16 protein-coding genes are annotated in these 17,022 nt (G+C 70.5%); 12 read left to right on the forward strand and 4 right to left on the reverse strand.

Annotation, left to right across the window (positions count from 1 at the left end):
* Window positions 1–101: 101 nt before the first annotated feature.
* From GRC12_RS29090 to pssA, 8 genes are all read left to right on the forward strand, one after another.
* A complete protein-coding gene (locus GRC12_RS29090; RefSeq protein ID WP_208782336.1) occupies window positions 102–917 on the forward strand; it encodes a TetR family transcriptional regulator in 816 nt (271 codons plus the stop codon).
* 385 nt (window positions 918–1,302) lie between these two features.
* Complete coding sequence (gene ccrA, locus GRC12_RS29095; protein ID WP_208782351.1) at window positions 1,303–2,640, forward strand: crotonyl-CoA carboxylase/reductase; 1,338 nt, start codon at window positions 1,303–1,305, stop codon at window positions 2,638–2,640.
* 17 nt (window positions 2,641–2,657) lie between these two features.
* Window positions 2,658–4,706, forward strand: a complete 2,049-nt coding sequence (locus tag GRC12_RS29100) for a protein meaA (RefSeq protein ID WP_208782337.1) — start codon at window positions 2,658–2,660, stop codon at window positions 4,704–4,706.
* Window positions 4,703–5,716, forward strand: a complete 1,014-nt coding sequence (locus GRC12_RS29105) for an HpcH/HpaI aldolase/citrate lyase family protein (RefSeq protein ID WP_244373929.1) — start codon at window positions 4,703–4,705, stop codon at window positions 5,714–5,716. Before GRC12_RS29100 ends, GRC12_RS29105 begins: the two co-directional genes overlap by 4 nt.
* Before the next feature lie 5 nt (window positions 5,717–5,721).
* On the forward strand, window positions 5,722–6,234 hold the full coding sequence (locus GRC12_RS29110; RefSeq protein WP_099932427.1) for a MaoC family dehydratase: 513 nt from the start codon (window positions 5,722–5,724) through the stop codon (window positions 6,232–6,234).
* Window positions 6,234–7,439 (forward strand): acyl-CoA dehydrogenase family protein, encoded by a 1,206-nt coding sequence (locus GRC12_RS29115; protein ID WP_208782338.1) that lies wholly within the window; start codon window positions 6,234–6,236, stop codon window positions 7,437–7,439. The genes GRC12_RS29110 and GRC12_RS29115 overlap by 1 nt, the downstream gene beginning before the upstream one ends.
* Window positions 7,440–7,609: 170 nt before the next feature.
* A complete protein-coding gene (locus GRC12_RS29120) occupies window positions 7,610–8,266 on the forward strand; it encodes a phosphatidylserine decarboxylase (RefSeq protein WP_208782356.1) in 657 nt (218 codons plus the stop codon).
* Window positions 8,267–8,288: 22 nt separating this feature from the next.
* Complete coding sequence (gene pssA, locus GRC12_RS29125; protein WP_208782358.1) at window positions 8,289–9,107, forward strand: CDP-diacylglycerol--serine O-phosphatidyltransferase; 819 nt, start codon at window positions 8,289–8,291, stop codon at window positions 9,105–9,107.
* A gap of 88 nt (window positions 9,108–9,195) precedes the next feature.
* On the opposite strand, the gene GRC12_RS29130 is transcribed toward pssA, so the two are convergent.
* Entirely contained in the window at window positions 9,196–10,314 is a 1,119-nt protein-coding gene (locus tag GRC12_RS29130; RefSeq protein ID WP_208782361.1) for a glycerate kinase, read from the reverse strand.
* A gap of 212 nt (window positions 10,315–10,526) precedes the next feature.
* Here GRC12_RS29130 and GRC12_RS29135 point away from each other — a divergent pair, with 212 nt between their 5' ends.
* Genes GRC12_RS29135 through GRC12_RS29145 form a run of 3 tightly spaced genes read left to right on the forward strand, consistent with a single transcriptional unit; the run spans window position 10,527 to window position 12,902 of the window.
* Window positions 10,527–11,600 (forward strand): ADP-ribosylglycohydrolase family protein, encoded by a 1,074-nt coding sequence (locus GRC12_RS29135; RefSeq protein WP_208782341.1) that lies wholly within the window; start codon window positions 10,527–10,529, stop codon window positions 11,598–11,600.
* Window positions 11,601–11,626: 26 nt separating this feature from the next.
* Entirely contained in the window at window positions 11,627–12,124 is a 498-nt protein-coding gene (locus GRC12_RS29140) for an NUDIX domain-containing protein (protein WP_208782343.1), read from the forward strand.
* A gap of 40 nt (window positions 12,125–12,164) precedes the next feature.
* The gene (locus tag GRC12_RS29145; protein WP_208782345.1) at window positions 12,165–12,902 is read left to right on the forward strand and encodes an SIR2 family NAD-dependent protein deacylase; all 738 of its coding nucleotides are present in this window, start codon (window positions 12,165–12,167) and stop codon (window positions 12,900–12,902) included.
* Here the strand turns inward: GRC12_RS29145 and GRC12_RS29150 are convergent.
* Genes GRC12_RS29150 through GRC12_RS29160 form a run of 3 tightly spaced genes read right to left on the reverse strand, consistent with a single transcriptional unit; the run spans window position 12,899 to window position 15,666 of the window.
* Entirely contained in the window at window positions 12,899–13,666 is a 768-nt protein-coding gene (locus GRC12_RS29150; protein ID WP_208782347.1) for a DeoR/GlpR family DNA-binding transcription regulator, read from the reverse strand. The two genes, GRC12_RS29145 and GRC12_RS29150, sit on opposite strands and share 4 nt — an antisense overlap.
* 17 nt (window positions 13,667–13,683) lie before the next feature.
* On the reverse strand, window positions 13,684–14,166 hold the full coding sequence (locus GRC12_RS29155) for a methylated-DNA--[protein]-cysteine S-methyltransferase (RefSeq protein ID WP_208782349.1): 483 nt from the start codon (window positions 14,164–14,166) through the stop codon (window positions 13,684–13,686).
* A gap of 15 nt (window positions 14,167–14,181) precedes the next feature.
* Window positions 14,182–15,666 (reverse strand): AlkA N-terminal domain-containing protein, encoded by a 1,485-nt coding sequence (locus tag GRC12_RS29160; protein WP_280117530.1) that lies wholly within the window; start codon window positions 15,664–15,666, stop codon window positions 14,182–14,184.
* Between the two features lie 227 nt (window positions 15,667–15,893).
* Between GRC12_RS29160 and GRC12_RS29165 the strand changes: the two genes are divergently transcribed.
* A partial coding sequence (locus tag GRC12_RS29165; RefSeq protein WP_208782364.1) for an MFS transporter occupies window positions 15,894–17,022 on the forward strand: 1,129 nt, incomplete at its 3' end.

Here is a 17,022-nt window from a genome sequence, read left to right on the forward strand (position 1 = left end):
CCGCAGCGTGCCGCGCAGGTACCGGGGTTCCCCCGTCCACCCGGGGCGGGGGAACCCCGGTACCTGCGCGGCACGCTGCGGACATGCAGTACGTTCGGGTCATGTCCCAGCCCGCCAGGTCCTCACGTACACCAGCCACGCCCGACGCGCCGGAAAGTGCCGCAGGCAGCCGCGCCGCCGCCCAGCGGCTCAAGATGCGCCGAGAACTGGCGGCCGCGGCCATGGAGTTGTTCGCGACCAAGGGGTACGAGGCGACCACGGTCGACGAGATCGCCGCGGCGGCCGGGGTCGCCCGCCGCACCTTCTTCCGCCACTTCCGCTCCAAGGAAGAGGCGATCTTCCCCGACCACGACGACACGCTGATCCGCGCCGAGGCGGTGCTCAACGCGGCCCCGGCGCACGAGCACCCGCTCGACACGGTGTGCCGCGGGATCAAGGAAGTCATGCGGATGTACGCGGCCCGGCCGGAGATCTCGGTCGCCCGCTACAAGCTCACGCGTGAGGTGCCCACCCTGCGCGAGGCGGAGATCGCGTCGGTGGCCCGCTACGAGCGCCTCTTCACCCGCTATCTCCTCGGCCACTTCGACGAGCACGCGCACGACGACGACGCCAACGACGACCCGCTGCTCGCTGAGGTCGCCGCGTCCGCCGTGGTCACCGCCCACAACCACGTGCTGCGGCGCTGGCTGCGGGCCGGCGGCCAGGGCGACGTGGAGGCGCAGCTGGACCACGCCTTCGCGATCGTGCGCAAGACGTTCGGCACGGGCATCGGAGCGGGCCGCTCCACGGCACCCGAGCCGGCCCCCTCCCCCGCGTCGGTCTCCGCACAGGGCGAGGTCCTGGTCACCGTGGCGCGCACCGACGCCCCGCTGGACGAGGTCATGCGGACCATCGAGCAGGCGCTGAAGGAGCGCTGAGCGCCCGGACGACTGTGACGACGGCCACCCTTCGGGGTGGCCGTTTTGGCATGTCAGGGCCCGTTTTCAGGCACATTTCAAGTGGCGTTCGATCGATCATCGCTCATTTGTTACGTAAAGATTTCATCTGAGAGCACATTCATGGCACTCAGTGCCTTGTCACCTGACACGCGGTGTCATACGTTGATGGAGTCCGGGCTGTCCCCGGCAGGCCCACCGCCTGCTCGCCCGGCGCCTGCGTCACAGGCAACCTCCCGCGCCACAAAGCGCTGCCGAAGCACCACCGCCGAACCGACGGCACTTCCCGAAACCCTCAGCAGCACACCGACGTAACCCTCAGCGTCCCTCCCTCAGGACGCCCATCGCCGGAGGCAACACCGTGACCGTGAAGGACATCCTGGACGCGATCCAGTCGCCGGACTCGACGCCCGCCGACTTCGCCGCCCTGCCGCTCCCCGAGTCGTACCGCGCGATCACCGTGCACAAGGACGAGACGGAGATGTTCGCGGGCATGCAGACCCGCGACAAGGACCCGCGCAAGTCGCTCCACCTGGACGAGGTTCCGCTGCCGGAGCTCGGCCCGGGCGAGGCCCTGGTGGCCGTGATGGCCTCCTCGGTCAACTACAACTCCGTGTGGACCTCGATCTTCGAGCCCCTGTCGACCTTCGGGTTCCTGGAGCGCTACGGCAAGGTCAGCGAGCTCACCAAGCGCCACGACCTGCCGTACCACATCATCGGTTCCGACCTCGCGGGCGTCGTCCTGCGCACCGGCCCCGGCGTCAACGCCTGGCGGCCCGGTGACGAGGTCGTCGCGCACTGTCTGTCGGTCGAGCTGGAGTCCAGCGACGGCCACAACGACACCATGCTCGACCCCGAGCAGCGCATCTGGGGCTTCGAGACCAACTTCGGCGGCCTCGCCGAGATCGCCCTGGTCAAGTCCAACCAGCTGATGCCCAAGCCGGGCCACCTGTCCTGGGAGGAGGCCGCCGCTCCGGGCCTGGTCAACTCCACCGCCTACCGCCAGCTGGTCTCCCGCAACGGCGCCGGCATGAAGCAGGGCGACAACGTCCTGATCTGGGGCGCGAGCGGCGGCCTGGGCTCGTACGCCACCCAGTTCGCGCTGGCCGGCGGCGCCAACCCGATCTGTGTCGTCTCCAGCCCCGAGAAGGCGGACATCTGCCGCTCGATGGGCGCCGAGAACGTCATCGACCGCAACGCCGAGGGCTACCGGTTCTGGAAGGACGAGCAGACCCAGGACCCGAAGGAGTGGAAGCGCTTCGGCAAGCGCATCCGCGAACTGACCGGCGGCGAGGACATCGACATCGTCTTCGAGCACCCCGGCCGCGAGACCTTCGGCGCGTCCGTCTTCGTCACCCGCAAGGGCGGCACCATCACCACCTGCGCCTCCACCTCGGGCTACATGCACGAGTACGACAACCGCTACCTGTGGATGTCGCTGAAGCGGATCATCGGCTCGCACTTCGCCAACTACCGCGAGGCCTGGGAGGCCAACCGGCTCATCGCGAAGGGCAAGATCCACCCGACGCTCTCCAAGGTCTACTCCCTTCAGGACACCGGGCAGGCCGCCTACGACGTGCACCGCAACCTCCACCAGGGCAAGGTCGGCGTGCTGTGCCTGGCCCCCGAGGAGGGCCTCGGCGTGCGCGACGAGGAGATGCGCGCCAAGCACGTCGACGCCATCAACCGCTTCCGCAACGTCTGAGACACCCGGGGTCATAGATGACTGAGCGTCACAACGCCGAAGGCAGGCGGGAGAAGGACCGGCCGTGGCTGATGCGCACGTACGCCGGGCATTCCACCGCCGAGGCGTCCAACGAGCTGTACCGGCGCAACCTCGCCAAGGGGCAGACGGGCCTCTCCGTGGCCTTCGACCTGCCGACGCAGACCGGTTACGACTCCGACCACATCCTCGCCCGCGGCGAGGTGGGCCGGGTCGGCGTGCCGATCGCGCACCTCGGTGACATGCGCCGGCTGTTCCAGGACATCCCCCTGGAGCAGATGAACACCTCGATGACGATCAACGCCACCGCCATGTGGCTGCTGGCGCTCTACCAGGTCGTCGCCGAGGAGCAGGGTGCCGACATCACCAAGCTCCAGGGCACGACCCAGAACGACATCGTCAAGGAATACCTGTCGCGGGGGACCCATGTCTTCCCGCCGGGGCCCTCACTCCGGCTGACGACGGACATGATCGCGTACACGGTCTCCCACATACCGAAGTGGAACCCGATCAACATCTGCAGCTACCACCTGCAGGAGGCGGGCGCCACGCCGGTCCAGGAGATCGCGTACGCGATGTCCACCGCGATCGCGGTTCTCGATGCCGTACGCGACTCAGGGCAGGTCCCCGAGGAGAAGTTCGGGGACGTCGTGGCCCGTATCTCCTTCTTCGTGAACGCGGGTGTCCGCTTCATCGAGGAGATGTGCAAGATGCGGGCGTTCGGGCGGATCTGGGAGAAGATCACGCTCGAGCGGTACGGCATCGAGAACCCCAAGCAGCGCCGCTTCCGGTACGGCGTCCAGGTCAACTCCCTCGGCCTGACCGAGGCGCAGCCGGAGAACAACGTCCAGCGGATCGTGCTGGAGATGCTGGCGGTGACCCTCTCCAAGGACGCACGCGCGCGTGCCGTGCAGCTGCCGGCCTGGAACGAGGCACTGGGCCTGCCCCGCCCCTGGGACCAGCAGTGGTCGCTGCGCATCCAGCAGGTGCTCGCCCACGAGAGCGACCTGCTGGAGTACGAGGACATCTTCGAGGGCTCGAAGGTGATCGAGGCGAAGGTCGGCCGGCTGGTCGAGGACTCCCTCGCCGAGATCGAGCGGATCCAGGAGATGGGCGGTGCGATGGCCGCCGTCGAGTCCGGCTACCTCAAGTCGCAGCTCGTCTCCTCGCACGCCGAGCGGCGGGCGCGTATCGAGTCCGGTGAGGAGAAGATCGTCGGCGTCAACATCTTCGAGACGACCGAGCCCAACCCGCTGACCGCCGACCTCGACACGGCCATCCAGACCGTCGACCCGGCCGTCGAGGCCCGCGTGGTCAAGGCGCTGCAGCACTGGCGGGACACCCGCTACCAGCCGCCCTTCAACCACCCGCGCCCGTGCAAGGCGCTGGAGAGGCTGAAGGAGGCCGCGCGCGGTACGGACAACCTCATGGAGGCCACCCTGGAGTGCGCCCGCGCCGGGGTCACGACCGGCGAGTGGGCCGGGGCCCTGCGCGAGGTGTTCGGCGAGTACCGGGCGCCCACCGGTGTGTCCTCCGCGCCGGTCGCGGTCACCGCCGCGGAGGGCTCGGCCATGAGTGAGGTGCGTCGCAGGGTGGACGCCACCGCCCGCGACCTCGGCGTCGGCAAGCTGCGCTTCCTGGTCGGCAAGCCCGGTCTGGACGGGCACTCCAACGGCGCCGAGCAGATCGCCGTGCGGGCCCGCGACGCCGGGTTCGAGGTCGTCTACCAGGGCATTCGTCTGACGCCCGAGCAGATCGTGGACGCGGCCCTCGCCGAGGACGTGCACGCGGTCGGTCTGTCGATCCTGTCCGGCTCGCACGCCCAGCTCGTGCCGGACGTCCTGGAGCGGCTCCGTGTGGCCGGTGCCACAGATATACCCGTCATCGCCGGTGGGATCATCCCCAATGGAGATGCCGAGCAGCTCAGGGCCGCCGGCGTGGCCGCCGTCTTCACCCCTAAGGACTTCGACATCACCGGCATCATCGGCCGCATCGTCGACGAGATCCGGAAAGCGAACAAGCTCGACCCCCTGGAGGTCCCCGCATGACCGCCCACCCGTCGCCCGCCACCACCCTTGCAACGGGCGGCTCCGCCGCACACCCTTTTGACCGTCTCCGCCCGCGGCGCTCCTGCCTGGCCGTGCCGGGCAGCAACCCCCGCTTCCTGGAGAAGGCCCAGGGTCTCCCCGCCGACCAGGTCTTCCTCGACCTGGAGGACGCGTGCGCGCCGCTCGCCAAGCCCGAGGCGCGGCACACCATCGTGAAGTTCCTCAACGAGGGTGACTGGACCGGCAAGACGAGGGTCGTGCGCGTCAACGACTGGACGACCGAGTGGACGTACCGCGACGTCGTCACGGTCGTCGAGGGCGCCGGCCAGAACCTCGACTGCATCATGCTGCCCAAGGTGCAGGACGCCCAGCAGATCGTCGCCCTCGACCTGCTGCTGACGCAGATCGAGAAGTCGATGGGCTTCGAGGTCGGCAAGATCGGCATCGAGGCGCAGATCGAGAACGCGCAGGGCCTCAACAACGTCAACGAGATCGCGACGGCCTCCCAGCGCGTCGAGACGATCATCTTCGGCCCGGCCGACTTCATGGCGTCCATCAACATGAAGTCGCTGGTCGTGGGCGAGCAGCCGCCGGGCTACCCGGCGGACGCCTACCACTACATCCTGATGAAGATCCTGATGGCCGCCCGCGCCAACAACCTCCAGGCGATCGACGGCCCCTACCTCCAGATCCGCAACATCGACGGCTACCGCGAGGTCGCGCAGCGGGCCGCCGCGCTCGGCTTCGACGGCAAGTGGGTGCTGCACCCGGGCCAGGTCGAGGCGTCCAACGAGATCTTCTCGCCCTCCCAGGAGGACTACGACCACGCCGAGCTGATCCTGGACGCGTACGACTACTACACCTCCGAGGCGGGCGGCAAGAAGGGCTCGGCGATGCTGGGCGACGAGATGATCGACGAGGCCAGCCGGAAGATGGCGCTGGTCATCTCGGGCAAGGGACGCGCCGCCGGCATGCAGCGCACCAGCAAGTTCGAGATCCCGGAGGCCTGAGCGCGATGCAGTTCGGACGCACCTACGAGGAGTTCGAGGTCGGGGCGGTCTACAAGCACTGGCCCGGGAAGACGGTCACGGAGTACGACGACCACCTCTTCTGTCTCCTCACCATGAACCACCACCCGCTCCACATGGACGTCAACTATGCGGAGAACACGACGGACTTCGGCAAGAACGTCGTCGTAGGGAACTACATCTACTCGCTGCTGCTGGGCATGTCCGTGCCGGATGTGTCGGGCAAGGCGATCGCCAACCTGGAGATCGAGTCCCTGCGGCACGTGGCGCCGACCTTCCACGGCGACACGATCTACGGCGAGACGACCGTCCTCGACAAGACGCCGTCGAAGTCGAAGAACGACCGCGGGATCGTCTACGTCGAGACCAAGGGCTACAAGCAGGACGGCACGCTGGTCTGCGTGTTCCGCCGCAAGGTGATGGTGCCGACCGAGACGTACATCAAGGAGCGCGGCGGCGAGCAGCCCGGCCGCCCGGAGCTGAAGCAGCAGGAGAAGTAATGGCGCGCCTCGCCCAGACCGCAGGTCTGACGGACATCCAGCAGGAGATCCTCTCCACGGTCCGCGACTTCGTGGACAAGGAGATCATCCCGGTCGCCACCGAGCTGGAGCACCGCGACGAGTACCCGCAAGCGATCGTCGACGGTCTCAAGGAGTTGGGTCTGTTCGGTCTGATGATCCCCGAGGAGTACGGGGGTCTGGGCGAGTCGCTCCTGACGTACGCGCTCTGCGTCGAGGAGATCGCCCGCGGCTGGATGTCGGTGTCCGGCATCATCAACACGCACTTCATCGTGGCGTACATGCTCAAGCAGCACGGCACGCAGGAGCAGAAGGACCACTTCCTGCCGCGCATGGCGGCCGGCGACATCCGCGGCGCCTTCTCGATGTCGGAGCCGGGCCTCGGTTCGGACGTGTCAGCCATCACCTCCAAGGCGGTCAGGGACGGCGACGAATACGTCCTCAACGGCCAGAAGATGTGGCTCACCAACGGCGGAACGTCAAGTCTGGTCGCCGTACTCGTCCGAAGTGATGAAGGACACCCCGAGGGCACCGCGCCGCACAAGTCGATGACGACCTTCCTGGTCGAGAAGGAGCCCGGCTTCGGGGAGGTCCGTCCGGGCCTCACCATCCCCGGGAAGATCGACAAGATGGGCTACAAGGGCGTCGACACCACCGAGCTCATCATGGACGGCCTGCGGATTCCCGCCGACCGGGTGCTCGGCGGCCAGACCGGCCGAGGTTTTTACCAAATGATGGACGGCGTCGAGGTTGGCCGGGTGAACGTGGCGGCGCGTGGCTGCGGCGTCGCTCAGCGTGCCTTCGAGCTCGGCGTCCAGTACGCCCAGCAGCGGCACACGTTCGGCAAGCCGATCGCCCAGCACCAGGCCATCCAGTTCAAGCTGGCCGAGATGGCTACCAAGGTCGAGGCCGCCCATGCCATGATGGTGAACGCCGCACGCAAAAAGGACTCCGGCGAACGAAACGACCTCGAGGCCGGAATGGCGAAGTACCTGGCCTCGGAGTACTGCAAGGAGGTCGTGGAGGACGCCTTCCGGATCCACGGCGGTTACGGCTTCTCCAAGGAGTACGAGATCGAGCGCCTCTACCGCGAGGCGCCGATGCTGCTGATCGGTGAAGGTACCGCTGAAATCCAGAAAATGATCATCGGTCGCAGGCTGCTCGAAGAGTATCGGTTCCAGGGTTAGATGTCCGGATACGGGGTGTTTTCTTGGAGAAGAAGATCACACCCCGTAGGCAGTCTTCGGTCGCCGACTCGTCTTCCTGGCTTGCCCAGTTGTGGTCCGCGACCGGTACGATCCCGGGAAAGCCGCCGTCCCCCGTTACAGCGCGGCATCATCCGCTACGAAGGTCATCCATGCCCCACAGCCAAACCTCTGCACCACGCGACAGCCTGGCAGGCGTACGTCTTGCGCGCGGAGCATCGCCGTGGCTTCTCCCGACCGTCGCCACCGCAGCCCTCAGCCTGGTCCGCGCCCGCCGCTTCGGCGTCGCCAAGGCCGTGGCCGTGCCCGCCACCGCGCTCGCGGCCGGCATGCTGTGGTTCTTCCGCGACCCCGAGCGCGAGATCGCCCCGGGCCGGGTCATCTCCCCCGCCGACGGTGTGGTGCAGAGCATCATGCCGTGGAAGGACGGCCGGACCCGCGTCGCGATCTTCATGAGCCCGCTCAACGTCCACGTCAACCGCGCGCCGCTCTCCGGCACGGTGACGTCGGTCGAGCACATCCCCGGCGGGTTCGTTCCGGCGTTCAACAAGGAGAGCGAGAACAACGAGCGCGTAGTCTGGCATTTCGACACCGAACTCGGCGACATCGAAATGATCCAGATCGCCGGCGCGGTGGCCCGCCGCATCGTGCCGTACATCCCGCAGGGAACGAAGGTCGAGCAGGGCGACCGCATCGGGCTGATCCGCTTCGGCTCGCGCGTCGACATCTACCTGCCCGAGGGCGTGGAGGTCGCGGTCGAGGTCGGTCAGAAGACCGTGGCTGGGGTGACTCGCATTGACCGTGATTGATCCTGATACCCAGGCGGGCTGGGTGCCCGGGGCCGACGAGGTGGACGAAGAGGAGGAGATGCCCCTCTCTCTCCGCCTCTCGATAGCGGACACCCTCACCCTCGGCAACGCCACGTGCGGGTTCATGGCGGTGTACTTCACCACCACCGGGATCCTCATCCCGCACCTCACCGGCGACCAGCAGGCCGGCATGGCCCGCCACAGCGCGGCCACTGCGGTGATCCTGATGCTGTGCGCCGCGGTCTTCGACCTGTTCGACGGCCTGGTCGCGCGCAAGCTGCGCTCCTCCCCCATGGGCGCGGAGCTGGACAACCTCTCCGACCTGATCAGCTTCGGTCTGGCGCCGGCGTACTTCGTCCTCGTCTACGGCATGGTCGCGGACGACGCACACCAGAGAGTGGCCGCGGTCGGGGCAATCGTGGTGCTCCTGGCCGTCGTCCTGCGTCTGGCGCGCTTCTCGTGCGTGACGGTGCCGAACGGCATGTTCCAGGGCATGCCGTCTCCCTTCGGCGCGCTGACGGTCGTGTCGATCGTGCTGCTGGAGCTGCCCTTCGTGGCGACGCTGCTGGCGATCCTGGGGACGGCCTGGCTGATGGTGAGCCGGGTGGAGTACCCGAAGCCGCGGGGCCGTCTCGCGGTGGCGATGCTGTCCTGGATCGTCGTGTCGATGGGGCTGCTCGCGGCCTGGGCGTTCGACGCGCCGAGCGGACAGCTGCTCCTGCAGACGGGCTGCGCGCTGCAGCTGGTCACGGGCGCGGTCATCCCCCTGTTCGCCACGGCCCGCCGGGTGAACAACTTCCGCGACAACCGACGCGAGGCCAGGGCGGCGCAGTTGCCGTAGCGGATCGTGTACGACGGTGAAGGGCCCCCGGCCGGTCGGCCGGGGGCCCTTCACCGTGTCGGGGCCTGTCAGCGTGCCCGGGGGCCTGTCAGCTCAGGAAGTCCCGGCCGATCTGTTCCGCCACCCGCTCCAGGATCGGGCCGGCGTCCGCGATGCACTTTGCGATGTCGGGCTCGGCGTCCGTCAGGGGGTACACCCGCCGGATCCCCGCCCGTCCCAGCGCCTCCGGCGGCAGGGCGAGGCGGCCGCACACCGCGACGACCTCCTTGTCCGCCGCCCGGGCCGCCGCGGCGACACCGGCGGGGGCCTTGCCGTGCAGGGTCTGTTCGTCCAGGGAGCCCTCGCCGGTGATCACCAGCGTGGCCCACTCCAGCGCCGGGGCGAAGCCCAGCACCTCCAGCATGACCTCGATGCCGGGGCGGAAGCGGGCGCCGAGCAGCAGGGCGCCGTAGCCGATGCCGCCGGCGGCGCCCGCGCCCGGGGACGCGGCGTACTCGGCCGTGTGCACGCCGGCCGTCTCCTCCAGCACCTTCGCGTAGTGCGCGAGGGCCGAGTCGAGGATCTCCACGTCGTCCGGGGAGGCGCCCTTCTGCGGGCCGTAGACGGCCGGGGCACCCGTGGGACCGGTCAGCGGGTTGTCGACGTCGCTGGCCAGGATCAGCTCCACGTCCGCCAGCCGCGGGTCCAGGTCCGACAGGTCGGCGGACGCCAGCTCGGCGAGTCCGCCGCCGCCCGGCGGCACCGGCTCCCCGTCCGCGTCCAGGAACCGCGCGCCGAGGGCGGAGAGCATGCCCGCGCCGCCGTCGGTGGTCGCGCTGCCGCCGACGCCGAACACGATCGTGCGCGCGCCCGCGTCCAGCGCGGCCCGCAGCAGCTCGCCGGAGCCGTACGTGGAGGCCGTGAGCGGCGCGAAGACGCCTCTGGGCAGCCGCTGGAGTCCGCTCGCCTCCGCCATCTCCACGACCGCCGTGCCGGCCCTTAGCGCGAACGCGGCCGTGACCTCCTGTCCGAGCGGCCCGGCGACCCGCACCTCACGGCGCTCGAAACCGGCCGCGACCGCCGCGTCCACGGTCCCGTCGCCGCCGTCGGCCACGGGCAGCGCCTCCACCTCCAGGCCCGGCACGGCCCGGCGCAGCCCGGCCGTCACCCGCTCGGCGACCTGCACGGCCGTCAGCGAGCCCTTGAACTTGTCCGCGGCGATGAGCACGCGCTGTGTCACCTGTTTCCCCTTGCTCTCCGGGCCCCGAGGCATGTCAAGGCCAGTCGCGCCGCTGTGACCTTAACCGGAGCACACCCCCGCCGTCATGCACCGACCGGCCCCTGGGGACGGCGTGGGAGCACCGTACGAGCGCCGTGTCAGGCGACTGTGCGGACGGCCGAAACCGCACACGCGCCCCCGGAATTGGGTAAACCGGAGCTATGACCCCTGTGGGCACTGAGCCAGAGCTCGCCGACCGCGTCCTCGGGGGCTGGCTCGGCCGGATCGCGGGCAACATGCTCGGCAAACCGGTCGAGCAGGGCGACCTGTGGACGCGGGACCGCATCGACCGCTATCTGCGGCAGGCCGCCGCCCTGCCCCTGACCGACTACCTGCCCGAGCCGGCCGTCGAGAGCGACGGCTTCGAGCTGCGCCCCGAGTGGCGTCAGTGCGTGCGCGGCCGGATCCACGGCAGCTGCCGGGACGACGACGTCGACTACGCCATCCTCGGCCTCGACCTGCTGGAGACCCACGGCTTCGGGTTCAGCACCGAGCAGGTCGGCGACCTGTGGCTGCTGAGACTGCCGTACCTGCAGACGTTCACGGCGGAACGGGCGGCGTACCGCAACCTCGCGAACGGGCTGAAACCTCCGCTGACGGCGACCTTCGACAACCCGTACCAGGAGTGGATCGGCGCCCTGATCCGGGCCGACATCTACGGGTGGACCTGCCCGGGCGTCCCGCGCCGCGCCGCCTCGCTGGCCCGCCGGGACGCGGTGCTCTCGCACACCGGCAACGGCGTGTACGGGGCGATGTGGGCGGCGGCGCTGATCGCGGCGGCGTTCACGGCGCCGACGGTCCGGCACGCGGTGGAGCAGGCGCTGGCCGTCATCCCGGCCTCCAGCCGGCTGGCGCGCACCGTGCGCCGGGTCGTCTCGCTCCACGACACCCGGATGACCTGGGAGGACACGCTCGCCACGGTCGGCGAGGAGACCACCGGCCTCGGCTGGATCCACACCATCCCCAACGCGGCCGTGCTCACCGCGGGCCTGCTGTACGGCGACGGCGACTTCACCCGCACCATCACCCTCACCGTCCGCGGCGGCCTGGACACCGACTCCAACGGCGCGACGGCGGGCTCCGTGGCGGGCGTCCTCACCGGGGCGGAGGAGATCCCGTCCCAGTGGAAGGACCCGCTGGAGGACACGGTCCGCAGCGCGGTGTTCGGCTTCGACGGAGTGCGGATCAGCGAGCTGGCCGAGCGGACGCTGCACCTGGCGGAGGCGGAGAGCTGACCCCTGCGGCTGGTTACCCTTCCTGTGTGACCAGCTCCGAAGAATTCGCCGCGTACATCGCGGGCCTGCCCCGCATCCTCTCCGGCGCCGCCGCGCTCTTCCGTGACACGGAGGGCCGGGTGCTGCTGGTGGAGCCCAACTACCGTGAGGGCTGGGCGCTGCCGGGCGGCACCATCGAGTCCGACGACGGCGAGACCCCGCGCCAGGGCGCCCACCGCGAGACGCTGGAGGAGATCGGCCTGGACCGCGAGCTCGGGCGGTTGCTCGCGGTGGACTGGGTCTACCGGCCCGGCTTCCCGCCGCTGGTCGCCTACCTGTACGACGGCGGAGTCCTGACCGAGGACGACCTCAAGGCGATCCGCCTGCAGGAGGAGGAACTCCTGTCCTGGCGCCTGGTCGCCCGTGAGGACCTCGGCGACTACCTCCTGGGCACCCTCGGCGACCGCGTCCTGGTCGCCCTGGACGTCCTGGACGAGGGGTCCGGGACGGCCGAGCTGGAGAACGGCCGCCGAGCACACGCATAAACGTTCGCCCCGCCCCGGCACGCCCCCTACCCTCGGCCCCATGACCAAGCCCCTCGTCGCCATCCTGAGCGGCGCCGGTATATCGACCGACTCCGGCATCCCGGACTACCGCGGGCCGAACGGGCTGTGGCGGAAGGATCCCGGGGCCGAGAAGCTCGTGACGTACGAGTACTACATGGGGGACCCCGAGATCCGGCGGCGCTCGTGGCAGATGCGGCGCGCGAACCGGACGCTGCTCGCCGAGCCGAACGCCGCGCACCGGGCCGTGGCCGAGCTGGAGAAGTCGGGCGTGCCGGTGCGGGTGATCACGCAGAACGTGGACGGGCTGCACCAGCTCGCCGGGACGACGGCCCGCAAGGTGCTCGAACTGCACGGCACCGCACGGCAGGTGGTGTGCACCCGCTGCCACGCGCGTGGCTCCATGGAGGACGCGCTCGCCCGGGTCGAGGCCGGTGAGGACGACCCGCCGTGCCTGGAGTGCGGCGGCGTCCTGAAGTCCGCGACCGTCATGTTCGGTGAGCGGCTCGACCCGGTGGTGCTCGGTGAGGCCGTCGCCATCAGCAAGGCCTGCCAGGTGTTCATCGCCGTCGGCACCAGCCTGCAGGTGCAGCCCGCCGCCGGGCTCGCGGGCGTCGCCGCCGACCACGGGGCGCGGCTCGTCATCGTCAACGCCGAGCCGACGCCGTACGACGAGATCGCCGACGAGGTCGTACGCGAGCCGATCGGCACCGCACTGCCGGAGCTGCTGCGCCGGCTGAGCACGGACCAGGAAGACTAGGCGTCCTCGGACTCCGGCGCCCGCACCACCCGTACGCCCGCCTCCTCCAGCGCCGCGCGGGTCGTGGCGTCGGGCGGGGTGTCGGTGACGACGACGTCCAGTTCCTCGGGGTCGCAGATCTTCACCATGCCGGTGCCGGGGAACTTGGAGCCGTCGGCGAGGAGCGCCACCTTGTCGGCGGCGGCGATCATGGCGCGCCGCGCGGGCACCTCGGCGACCGTGGTGTCCATGACCTGCCCGCCGGCCCGGACCCCGCAGGCGCCCATGAAGAGCCAGTCGGCGTGCACCTGGCGGAGGTTGTCCTCGGCCATGAAGCCGTCCAGCATGCGGGACGCACGGATGACCATGCCGCCGAGCAGCATCAGGTCGACACTGTCGTCCGGGAGGAGCTCCTCGTACACGGCGAGGTTGTTGGTGACGACCGTGATCCGGCGTCCGTGGAGCCGGCGGGCGAGCCGGTGGACGGTGGTGCCGGAGTCGAGGATCACCGACTGACCGTCCTCGATCATCGCGGCGGCCCGGGCGGCGATCGCGTCCTTCCCCGGCACCCGTGCCTCGGCGGCCTCGGCGAAGGGCGCCGGTTCGTCCTCGACGACCGCTCCCCCGTGCACCCGGGTGAGCAGTCCGTCCCCTTCCAGCTTGAGGAGGTCGCGGCGGACGGTCGCGGCGCTGGCTCCGAGCCGGTCGGAGAGGTCCGTCACGGTGACGGTGCCGCCGGATCGCAGCGCCCGCAGGATCAGTTGGTGTCGTTGTTCGGCCAGCACCGACGGAACACTACCCGCTAGAACAGGGCCGCTCCCCGTTCGAAGTCCAGGAGGCGTTGTTTGCGGGGCAGGCCCCCGCCGTAGCCCGTCAGGCTGCCGTCGGCCCCGACCACGCGGTGGCAGGGGACGATGATGCCGACCGGGTTCTTCCCGTTGGCCAGGCCGACCGCTCGGGAGGCGGCCGGATTGCCGAGGGCGGCGGCCAGTTCGCCGTAGGAGCGGGTCTCGCCGTACGGGATCCGGCGGAGCTGATCCCACACCGTGCGCTGGAACGGGGTCCCGTGCAGGCGGAGTTCGAGCGTGAACTCCTTCAACTCGCCGTCGAAGTAGGCCGTCAGCTGTTCCTCGGCCTCGCCGAAGGGGCTGTCGTCGTGGTCTCCGAACGTCTCCTCGGCCGGCCGGTGGCGTTGGTCGGTCATGTAGAGGCCGCACAGGACGCCGTCCTCGGCGACGAGGGTGAGGGGGCCGTAGGGGCTGGTGATGACGGTGTGCTGCTTCATGAAATTCCTTCGTCCTTACACCGGGAGGAAGTTGATCGGGTGGCTGTCCGTCGCCCACAGGTACTGGACCGCGTACGCCCGCCACGGACGCCAGGCAGCCGCGCGGGTGGTCAGCGCTCCCGGGGTGGAGGGCAGGCCCAACTCCTCGGCCGCGCGGCGGATTCCGAGGTCGGTGGGGAGGAAGGCGTCCGGGTCGCCGAGGGCGCGCATGGCGATGACGTCCACCGTCCAGGGGCCGAAGCCGGGGAGGGCGAGGAGACGGGCGCGGGTCTCGGGCCAGTCGCTCTCCGGGCCCAAGTGGATGGCACCGGACGCCAGTTGGGCGACCAGGGTGGTGAAGGTGGCACGCCGGGTGCGGGGCATCGCCAGGGTCTCGGGGTCCAGGGCTGCCAGGGCCTCGGGGGTCGGGAAGAGGTGGGTGAGGCCGCCTTCCGGGTCGTCCACCGGGTCGCCGTGCGCGGTGACCAGACGGGCCGCGTGGGTGCGGGCGGCGGCGGTGGAGACCTGCTGGCCGAGGACGGCCCGCACAGCGAACTCGGCCTCGTCGACCGTGCGCGGCACACGCCGGCCCGGGGCCTTGTCGACCAGCGGGGCCAGGACGGGATCCGTACGGAGCTGGTCGTCGACGGCCACCGGATCGGCGTCCAGGTCCAGCATGCGGCGGCAGCGGCTGATCGCCACGGTCAGGTCGCGCAGGTCGCTGAGGGTGAGACGGCAGGCGATGTGGTCGGGCCCGGGGGCCAGCGACGCGACGCCGTGGCCGTACGGGAGGCGGAGCGTGCGGCGGTACGCGCCGTCGCGCCACTCCTCGACGCCGGGTACGGCGGTCGCGGCGAGGTGGCCGAAGAGGTTGTCCGGGTTGAGGGGGGCGCGGAAGGGGAGGCGGAGGACGAGGGTGCCGGGAGTGGCGGCCGGTGTTGTGTTCCTGGGCAGGCGGGCGCGCAGCTCGCTCGGGGTCAGGGCGAAGACCTCGCGGACCGTGTCGTTGAACGTGCGGATGGAGGAGAAGCCGGCGGCGAAGGCGATCTCCGCCATCGGCAGCGGGGTCGTCTCGATCAACAGACGGGCGGTCTGGGCACGTTGGGCGCGGGCGAGAGACAGTGGACCGGCGCCGAGTTCGGCGAGCAGCTGGCGTTCGATCTGGCGGGTGCTGTAGCCGAGGCGGGCGGCGAGGCCGGGGACGCCCTCGCGGTCCACCACCCCGTCGGCGATCAGCCGCATCGCGCGGGCCACGAGGTCGGCGCGCTGGTTCCACTCCGGGGAGCCCGGGCTGGTGTCGGGGCGGCAGCGCTTGCAGGCGCGGAAGCCGGCCTGCTGACAGGCGGCCGCGCTGGGGTAGAAGGTCATGTTCTCGGGCTTGGGCGGGACGACGGGGCAGCTGGGCCGGCAGTAGATGCGGGTCGTCAGGACCGCCGTGAAGAACCAGCCGTCGAAGCGGGCGTCCTTGGACTGGACGGCGCGCACGCAGCGCTCTTTGTCGGTGTGCATCCCGTTCTGCATGCGTCCAGCATCGGCGATGGGCGAGGACCAGGGCTGGCGAGAATCCGACATCGACCTGGGCTGCCCTGGGCCGGTGCGGATCACCGGGCGGTGACCAGCCGGTTGTTGAACATCGTTCAGCGGCGAGGAGGCGCTGGGTAGGATGCCCGCATGGGTCAGGGAGCGGACGCCGCACCAACTGCGGCCGGGGAACAGTGACGCCGGGGAGTGACCCCTCGCGCCGGCGGATGTGGCCGCTGTACGCCGCCGGGTTCACCACCGCCTTCGGGGCGCACGGCATCGCCGCGAACCTCGGGGGCGCGGGCAAGGACGCGGTCACCTCGCTGCTCGTCCTCGGCGGGCTGCTCGCCCTCTACGACGGCGCCGAGGTCCTGCTCAAGCCGGTGTTCGGCACGCTGGCCGACCGGGTCGGGGCGCGACCGGTGCTGCTCGGCGGCCTGGTGGCGTTCGCCGTCGCGTCCGCGCTGTACGTGCTCGCGAACAGCCCGGGGTGGTTGTGGGCCGCGCGGCTGGGGCAGGGGGCGGCGGCGTCCGCGTTCTCACCGGCCGCGTCGGCGCTGGTGTCCCGGCTGAACCCGGCGGCGAAGCAGGGGCGGGCGTTCGGCGGCTACGGCTTCTACAAGTCGATCGGCTACACGCTGGGTCCGCTGCTCGGCGGGGTGCTGGTGTGGGCGGGCGGGCTGCGGCTGCTGTTCACGGTGCTGACGGTGCTCGGCGCTGCCGTCGCGGTGTGGGCGCTGGCCGCCGTACCCGTCGTACCGCCGCTCCCCCGGGCCCGGCAGACAGTGCTGGACCTGGCGCGGCGGCTGGCGGACCCGGTCTTCCTGGTGCCGACGGCCGCGCTCGCCGGGGCCACGGCCGCGTTGTCGGTCGGGGTGGGGTTCCTGCCGGTGTCCGGCCGGGCGGCGGGGCTCGGCACCGTGGCAACGGGGGCTGCGGTGTCGGTACTGGCCGCGTGTGCGGCGGTCGTGCAGCCCCGTACCGGACGGGCCCTGGACGCCGGGTGGCTGACCGCGCGGACCGGTCTGACCGCCGGGCTGATGCTCACGGCGGCGGGGCTGGCCTGCGCGATGCTGCCGGGCCTCACGGGGGTGCTGCTCGCCGCCGCCCTGATCGGCGTCGGCACGGGCCTGATCACTCCCCTGGGCTTCGCGACCCTGGCCTCGTCGACGCCGAAGGAACGCCTCGGCCAGACCATGGGCGCGGCCGAACTGGGCCGCGAACTGGGCGACGCGGGCGGCCCGTTGCTGGTGGCCGGGGTCGCCGCGTCCACCACCCTGACGCACGGGTACGCGTCCCTGGCGGCGGTGTTGGCGTGCGGGACGGTTCTGGTGGGGTGGGGGTTGCGGACTGGGG

This window comes from Streptomyces griseorubiginosus (assembly GCF_017614965.1).
Classification (GTDB): domain Bacteria; phylum Actinomycetota; class Actinomycetes; order Streptomycetales; family Streptomycetaceae; genus Streptomyces; species Streptomyces griseorubiginosus_B.